Origin of the sequence: Nocardiopsis protaetiae (assembly GCF_045446735.1) — a bacterium.
GTDB classification, from domain to species: domain Bacteria; phylum Actinomycetota; class Actinomycetes; order Streptosporangiales; family Streptosporangiaceae; genus Nocardiopsis; species Nocardiopsis protaetiae.
In genome coordinates, this window is sequence record NZ_JBJJBV010000343.1 from 1 (window position 1) to 6,295 (window position 6,295).

Here is a 6,295-nt window from a genome sequence, read left to right on the forward strand (position 1 = left end):
CCGGCCGACCTGGCCCGGCTGGTGGTGTGGTCCCAGGTCTTCGACCGCTACAAGCGCACCGTCACGTGGCCGCAGGAGGCGCCGCGGCGGACCTTCGCCCTCCCCGACGGCCCGGTCGCCGCGGACGGCGGGGCCCCCGAGCAGGTCCCGCAGCGGGTCGCGCAGGGGGAGGACGCCCCGGACCCGGCCGACGGGACCCCGCCCGGGCCGCTGGCCCGCCTGGGCTCCCTGCGCGGCTCGACCCGGATGCGCCACCACACCGCCCACCGCTCCGTGCGCAAACGCCTGGCCACCGACCAGCGCACCCGGTGGACGCCCGCCACACTGGCCCCGCTGCTGGACACCCTGGTCACGGGCGGCCCCGACAACGAACTCGTCCTGCTGGTCTGCGAACACGCCCCGACCGACCTGCTGCGCACCTGCGCCGACGAGCTCACCGCCCTGCTGGAGCGGCTGCGCACCACCGCGACCGACCTGGGCGAGGACCTGGACGACGAGTTCTCCGCCTTCGCCCTCCCCGAGGGCCACCTGCACCTGGTGCGCGTGCTCGTCCGGGCGCGGATCCCGGTGCGCGCCACCGACCTGCTGCACGCCCGGGACCCCTACCTCGCCCACCCCGGCGTCCCCGAGGCCCTGGCCCGGCCCGACGTCCTCCCCCTGCTGATCCATCTCCTGGACCTGAACGGCACCCGCCCCACCAAGGCCTGGTCCCGGCTGCTGGACGAACACCTCGCCGCGGTCGAGGACCCCGCCGACCTGCTGCACCGCCTGCTGGAGCCACTGCCCCGCACCCCCGCCCACCACGGCGGGCACTACGCCGAACCCACCCACTTCTCCCCGGTCACCGCCGAGCTGGCGCGCGGCCTGGTCTGGGCGGTGGCCGCCCTACCCGCCCACGACACCCCGTGGGCGCCTTCGGTGCTGGAGAGGATCGCCGTGTTCACCGGCACCGGCCCGGGCGGTTCCAAGAGGGTGCGCGCCGAACGCCTGACCACCGCCTGCGTCGGCGTGCTGGCCCGGCGCGGCGGCGACGGGGCCGTGTCCTCCCTGTCCCGGATCCGCTCCCGGGTGCGCAAGAAGACCGTGCTCTCCGGCATCGACCGCGCCCTGGGCGGGCTCGCCGACGCCCTGGGCATCGGCGGGGAGGAGCTGGTGGACCGCACCGTCCCCGACCACGGCCTGGGCCCGGACGGCACCCGCGCCGAACCCCTGGGCGGGCACACCGCGGTGCTGTCGGTGGCCGCCGACGGCACCGCCGCCCTGTCCTTCCGCGACCCGGCCGGACGAACCCCGGCCTCCGCCCCCGCGGAGGTGCGCCGGGAGCACCCGGAGCGGCTGCGGGAGCTGCGCGCCGAGCTCAAGGAGCTGCGCGCCACCCTGGCCACCGGGCGCGCCCGGGCCGAGACGCTGCTGGCCGAGGGGCGGGTCCTCACCGCGGGGTCCTGGGTGCGCCACCACCTGGACCACCCGGTGACCGGCGTCCCGGCCCGGCGGATGCTGTGGGAGGTCGGCGACGGCGCGGACCGTGTGACGGGCGCCGTCGAGACCGAGGGTGGGGACGGGGACGAGGGCGGGAAGGAGAGCGCCTGGCGGCTGGTCGCCGCGGACGGCTCGACCCTCGCACGGATCGCCGACCTGGACCCGGCCGCGCCGGTGCGCGCCTGGCACCCGGCGCGTTCGACCCCCGACCGGGTGCGGGCCTGGCGCGACCGGTTCGCCGCCCTGGAGATCGCCCAGCCGGTCCGCCAGGCCCACCGCGAGACCTACCTGCTCACCCCCGCCGAGGAGGAGACCGGCACCCACTCCGACCGGTTCACCGGGCGCGTCCTCGACTACGACCGGGCCAAGGCGCTGCTGGGCGCGCGGGGCTGGACCGTGGGCCAGCTGGGCGGCTGGGACGGCGGCCAGGACGCCCTCGCCGAGCGCGTGTACCGGGACCTGGGGACGGGCACCGGCTGGCGGGTGACCCTCACCCTCGCCGCGGCCGACGAACCCGACGACCAGGGCCGGATCGGCCGGTGCGCCGCCGGCCCGGTGCGCTTCCACCGGGCCGACCCCGACCGGGTCCGCAGCCGCCCGGCCCGGCCACTGCCCTCCGACCTGGCGCACGTGCCCGCCCTGGTCCTGTCCGAGGTGATGCGCGACGTGGACCTCGCGGTGGGGGTGGCCTCCGCCGACGTCACCGACCCCACCGACGGCACCGCGGCCGCCGGCCCGTCGGCCCCCGCCCGGGTCCGGGGCGGGAACGGTACGCGGGACCCGGCGCGATAAGGGGGGTGTGGGGGCGCCCGCCGCGTGGCAGTGTGGACGGGATCGGGCGCTCCCCCGCGTCCGCCCCCGCGAACGGAGGAACCCCATGCCCCCCGTGTCCGCCCCCGCACCCTCCCCTGCCCCCGCGCCCTCCCTCCCGGTCCACGCCCCGACCGCTCAGCGCCCCTCGCCCCTGTCCCTGGTGTGGTCGGCCCTGGTGACCCTGGTCGTCCTGCCCGGTCTCATGGCCCCCGCCCCGGCCGTCGCCGAGACCGTGGCCGCCGCCGAACCCGCCGGCTGGATGGGCGCCCTGCCCGACGGCGCGGGCCTGGCGGAGCTGTCCATCCCCGGCACCCACGACAGCGGCGCCTGGCGCGGCACGGTGTGGTCGCGCACCCAGGACCTGACCATCGCCGAGCAGCTCGACGCGGGCGTGCGGTTCCTGGACGTGCGCACCCGCCACTACCGGGACGCGTTCCCCATCCACCACGGCGCCGAGTACCTGCACCTGAACTTCACCGACGTGGTCGTGGCGATCGACGCGTTCCTGGACCGCAACCCCACCGAGACGGTGCTGATCCGGATGAAGAAGGAGCACACCGAGGCCGAGAACACCCGCAGCTACCAGCAGACCCTGGACCACTACATCGAGGGGAACCCGGACACCCGGGACATCCTGGGCGAGCGCCTGTGGCGGCCGCCGGTGCAGGGCGGGGCGTACGTGCCGGACCTGGGCGAGGTGCGCGGGCGGATCGTCATCGTGCAGGACTTCGCGGCCTCGCGCGACTACGGGATCGGGTGGAACGGCCCGGCGACGGACATCCAGGACGCCTACCAGGTGCCCACCCTGTTCGACATCCCGGCCAAGTGGGAGAAGGTGCGCGTGCACCTGGAGAAGGCGGCGACGGGGTCGGCGGGGACGCTGTACGTGAACCACCTGAGCGGGAGCGGTGCCCCGTTCGCGAATCCGCGCGAGGTGGCCTGGGGGTTCCTGGGCTCGCGCGGGGTCAACACCTACGCGGTGGCGCACCTGCGGCAGGCGCCCCTGGAACGCACCGGGATCGTGGTGATGGACTTCCCCGACCGGGAGCTGATCGACCTGGTGCTGGCCCGCAACACGGGCTGAGCCCGCAGATGGGTCCGTGAGGGTCCGGCCCGCCGGTGTCGACCGCCGTCCGCCCTACGGGCACGGCCGGCACCGGCGGAACCGGGTGGGATCCGGGGCCCGGGCGGGGCGTCCGTCCACACCGCCCCGCTCCGGGACTTCCAGGTCCCGGAGAACACCTTACGGAATGCGAGGGAGTGAACGTGAACGCTTTCGGAAAACCTGTGGGGCGCATGGGGCTGTTGTGGCCCTTGTCTCGCCGTGTCCGTTATCGAGGGTGATGACCCGAACACCGTTCGACATGAACCCGGGGTGACGGGGCGCCGGTCAGGAGGGGTCGGTCGCTTCGAACCACTCGTGCGAGGGGCGCAGCTGCAACAGGATGAGCACAATCAGCGGGAAGATCACCACCATGGCGGCCGCCCGGTCGGTGACGAGCGCACCGGCGACGGTCACCAGCGCGGCCCCGCCGGTCAGCAGGCGCACGATGAGGTGGGTGCGCCGCCCGCCCCGGGGCAGCAGCAGCCCGGCGGCCAGCAGGGCCGCCACGGACACCGCGCCGATGCCGAACCGCAGCAGGATGTCGCCCAGACCGGTCCCGTTCCCGGCGGTCAGCTCCCGCTGCTCCTGCGCGGGCAGGCCGAGCAGGTAGAACAGGCCGAGCAGGTTCATCAGCAGGGCCACGCCGACCAGCCCGGCCGTGACGAGCAGGATGATTCGGGCGGCCTTCAGCGGGCCGGGCATCGGGGGATTCACCGGGGGTCTCCTCGTGACGCGAGTGGTGGGAGTGACCCGCGCATGCTATCGCCGCCGCCCCCGCTCCCCCGGCCAGGACATGAACGGCGTCCTCCACAAAAGCGGATCCCGATAGTTTGAAAACCAAACCCTCTCGGTTAAGGTGACCGCACAGGCCGCGCACCAAGGGAGTCGCCATGACCGCCGCCGTCATCGTGGACGCCGTCCGCACCCCCCTCGCCAAGGGCAGGCCGGGAGGTGCCTACGCCGACGTCCACCCCGTGGACCTGCACGCCCACGCCCTGCGCTCGCTGGTGGACCGTACCGGGATCGACCCCGCACAGATCGACGACGTCATCGGCGGCACCGTCGGCCAGGTCGGCGAGCAGTCCGGCAACACCGCCCGGTGGGCCGCCCTGGCCGCCGGGTTCCCCGAGTCGGTGCCCGCCGTGACCGTCGACCGCCAGTGCGGGTCCAGCCAGCAGGCCCTGCACTTCGCCGCCCAGGGGGTCATCGCCGGCGCCTACGACCTCGCCATCGCCTCCGGCGTGGAGTCCATGAGCCGCGTGCCCATCGGCTCGCAGTCGCTGGGCCGCGACCTCCTCGGCCCCGCCGTCGGGGCGCGCTACCCCGAGGGCCTGATCCCGCAGGGGGTGAGCGCCGAGCTCATCGCCCAGCGCTGGGGCCTGGACCGCGGGCTCCTCGACGAGTTCTCCGCCACCTCGCACCGGCGGGCCGCCGACGCCTGGGCCCGGGGCCGGTTCGACGCCGAGGTGAGCCCCCTCAACGACCTGCGCACCGACGAGACCATCCGCCCGGGCACCACCCCGGAGATCCTCGCCGGGCTGCGCACCGCCTTCGAGAACGACCACTGGAGGCGGCGGTTCCCCGAGGTGGAGTGGAAGGTCACCGCGGGCAACAGCTCCCCCGTCAACGACGGCGCGGCCGCCGTGCTCGTGGCGGGCGAGGAGGCGGCCCGCCGCATGGGCCTGCGCCCCCGCGCCCGCGTCCACTCCTTCGCGGTGGTGGGCGACGACCCGCTGTACATGCTCACCGGCATCATCCCGGCAACCGAGAAGGTGCTCGCCCGGGCCGGGCTGCGCCTGGACGACATCGACGCCTTCGAGGTCAACGAGGCCTTCGCGTCGGTGGTGCTCGCCTGGCAGAAGGAGACCGGCGCCGACCCGGCCCGGGTCAACGTCAACGGCGGCGCCACCGCCATCGGCCACCCGCTGGGCGCCTCCGGCGCCCGGCTGACCGCCACCCTGCTCAACGTGCTGGAGCAGACGGGCGGGCGCTACGGCCTCCAGGTGATGTGCGAGGCGGGCGGCCTCGCCAACGCCACGGTCTTCGAACGCCTCTGACACCCGGCCCCGGCGCACCGCCGGGCCCCGGCGACGCCCCGACCGCACGACCGCGGTCGGGGCGTCGCCGTGTGCGAGTGCTCACAGTGAGCGCGTTCCGGGACGAACGACCTTTTGTTTTACCGGTGCACTCGCTATACAGATGTATGTGTCTGAGACTTCGCTGTGGCACCATGAATCCGTGAATCGACAGGCCAACTTCTCTCTCGCCCCCTCGTCCCTGACCGACGCCCTCTACCAGTCCCTGCGTCGGCGCATCATCAACGGCGAGATCGCCGCGGGCGAGAAACTCACCGAGCAGCGCATCGCCACCGAGTACGACGTCGCACGCCCGACGGCCAAGGTGTGCCTGGAACGACTCACCGTGCTCGGCCTGCTCCGGCGCTCGGCCCACAAGACCGCGGTGGTCCCCGAGCTGGGCGCCGACGAGATCCGCGACCTGTTCTTCAGCCGGGGCACCGTGGAGAGCGCGGCCATCACCGTCCTGGCCGCCGAGGGGTCGGTGCCCGCCGAGGCGGCCGAGGCGCAGGTGCTCATCGAGGCGGCGGCCCGGGACGGGAACTTCGAGCGGCAGGTGGACGCCGACATCGCCTTCCACACGGCGCTCGTCTCCGGGGCCGGGAGCCCGCGGCTGAACCGGATGCACGAGCTGATCATGGGCGAGGTGCACCTGACCATGGGCCGTTTCCAGGCGCACCGTTCGACGCAGGGCAGCACCATCGCCCACGAGCACGCGGCGATCCTGGAGGGCATCCAGGCCCGGGACCCCGAGCGGGCCCGCGTCCACCTGGCCGAGCACCTGGACCACGCACGGGACCGCCTCCTGGCGCGGCTGGAGGCC

Annotated in this window: 5 protein-coding genes; 4 read left to right on the forward strand and 1 reads right to left on the reverse strand. The window is 74.7% G+C overall.

All coding sequences use genetic code 11. The annotated features are described in order from the left end of the window. The coding region (locus ACJOT3_RS31330) for a DUF4132 domain-containing protein (RefSeq protein WP_406976741.1) at positions 1 to 2,271 on the forward strand (2,271 nt) is incomplete at its 5' end. A gap of 85 nt (positions 2,272 to 2,356) precedes the next feature. Further along, a complete protein-coding gene (locus ACJOT3_RS31335) occupies positions 2,357 to 3,376 on the forward strand; it encodes a phosphatidylinositol-specific phospholipase C (RefSeq protein WP_406976742.1) in 1,020 nt (339 codons plus the stop codon). 306 nt (positions 3,377 to 3,682) lie between these two features. Here ACJOT3_RS31335 and ACJOT3_RS31340 read toward each other — a convergent pair whose 3' ends face one another. Next, positions 3,683 to 4,111 (reverse strand): hypothetical protein, encoded by a 429-nt coding sequence (locus ACJOT3_RS31340; RefSeq protein ID WP_406976743.1) that lies wholly within the window; start codon positions 4,109 to 4,111, stop codon positions 3,683 to 3,685. 176 nt (positions 4,112 to 4,287) lie between these two features. On the opposite strand from ACJOT3_RS31340, the gene ACJOT3_RS31345 reads away from it, so the two are divergent. Both ACJOT3_RS31345 and ACJOT3_RS31350 read left to right on the forward strand, forming a co-directional pair. Next, a complete protein-coding gene (locus ACJOT3_RS31345; RefSeq protein WP_406976744.1) occupies positions 4,288 to 5,454 on the forward strand; it encodes a thiolase family protein in 1,167 nt (388 codons plus the stop codon). A gap of 181 nt (positions 5,455 to 5,635) precedes the next feature. Beyond that, positions 5,636 to 6,295: GntR family transcriptional regulator (locus ACJOT3_RS31350; RefSeq protein ID WP_406976745.1), on the forward strand; the 660-nt coding region annotated here is incomplete at its 3' end.

What these genes read in the sequence shown, in the direction of transcription:
- ACJOT3_RS31335 (WP_406976742.1), top strand. Translation starts at nt 2,357, where the DNA reads ATGCCCCCCGTGTCCGCCCCCGCACCCTCCCCTGCCCCCGCGCCCTCC.
- ACJOT3_RS31345 (WP_406976744.1), top strand. Translation starts at nt 4,288, where the DNA reads ATGACCGCCGCCGTCATCGTGGACGCCGTCCGCACCCCCCTCGCCAAG.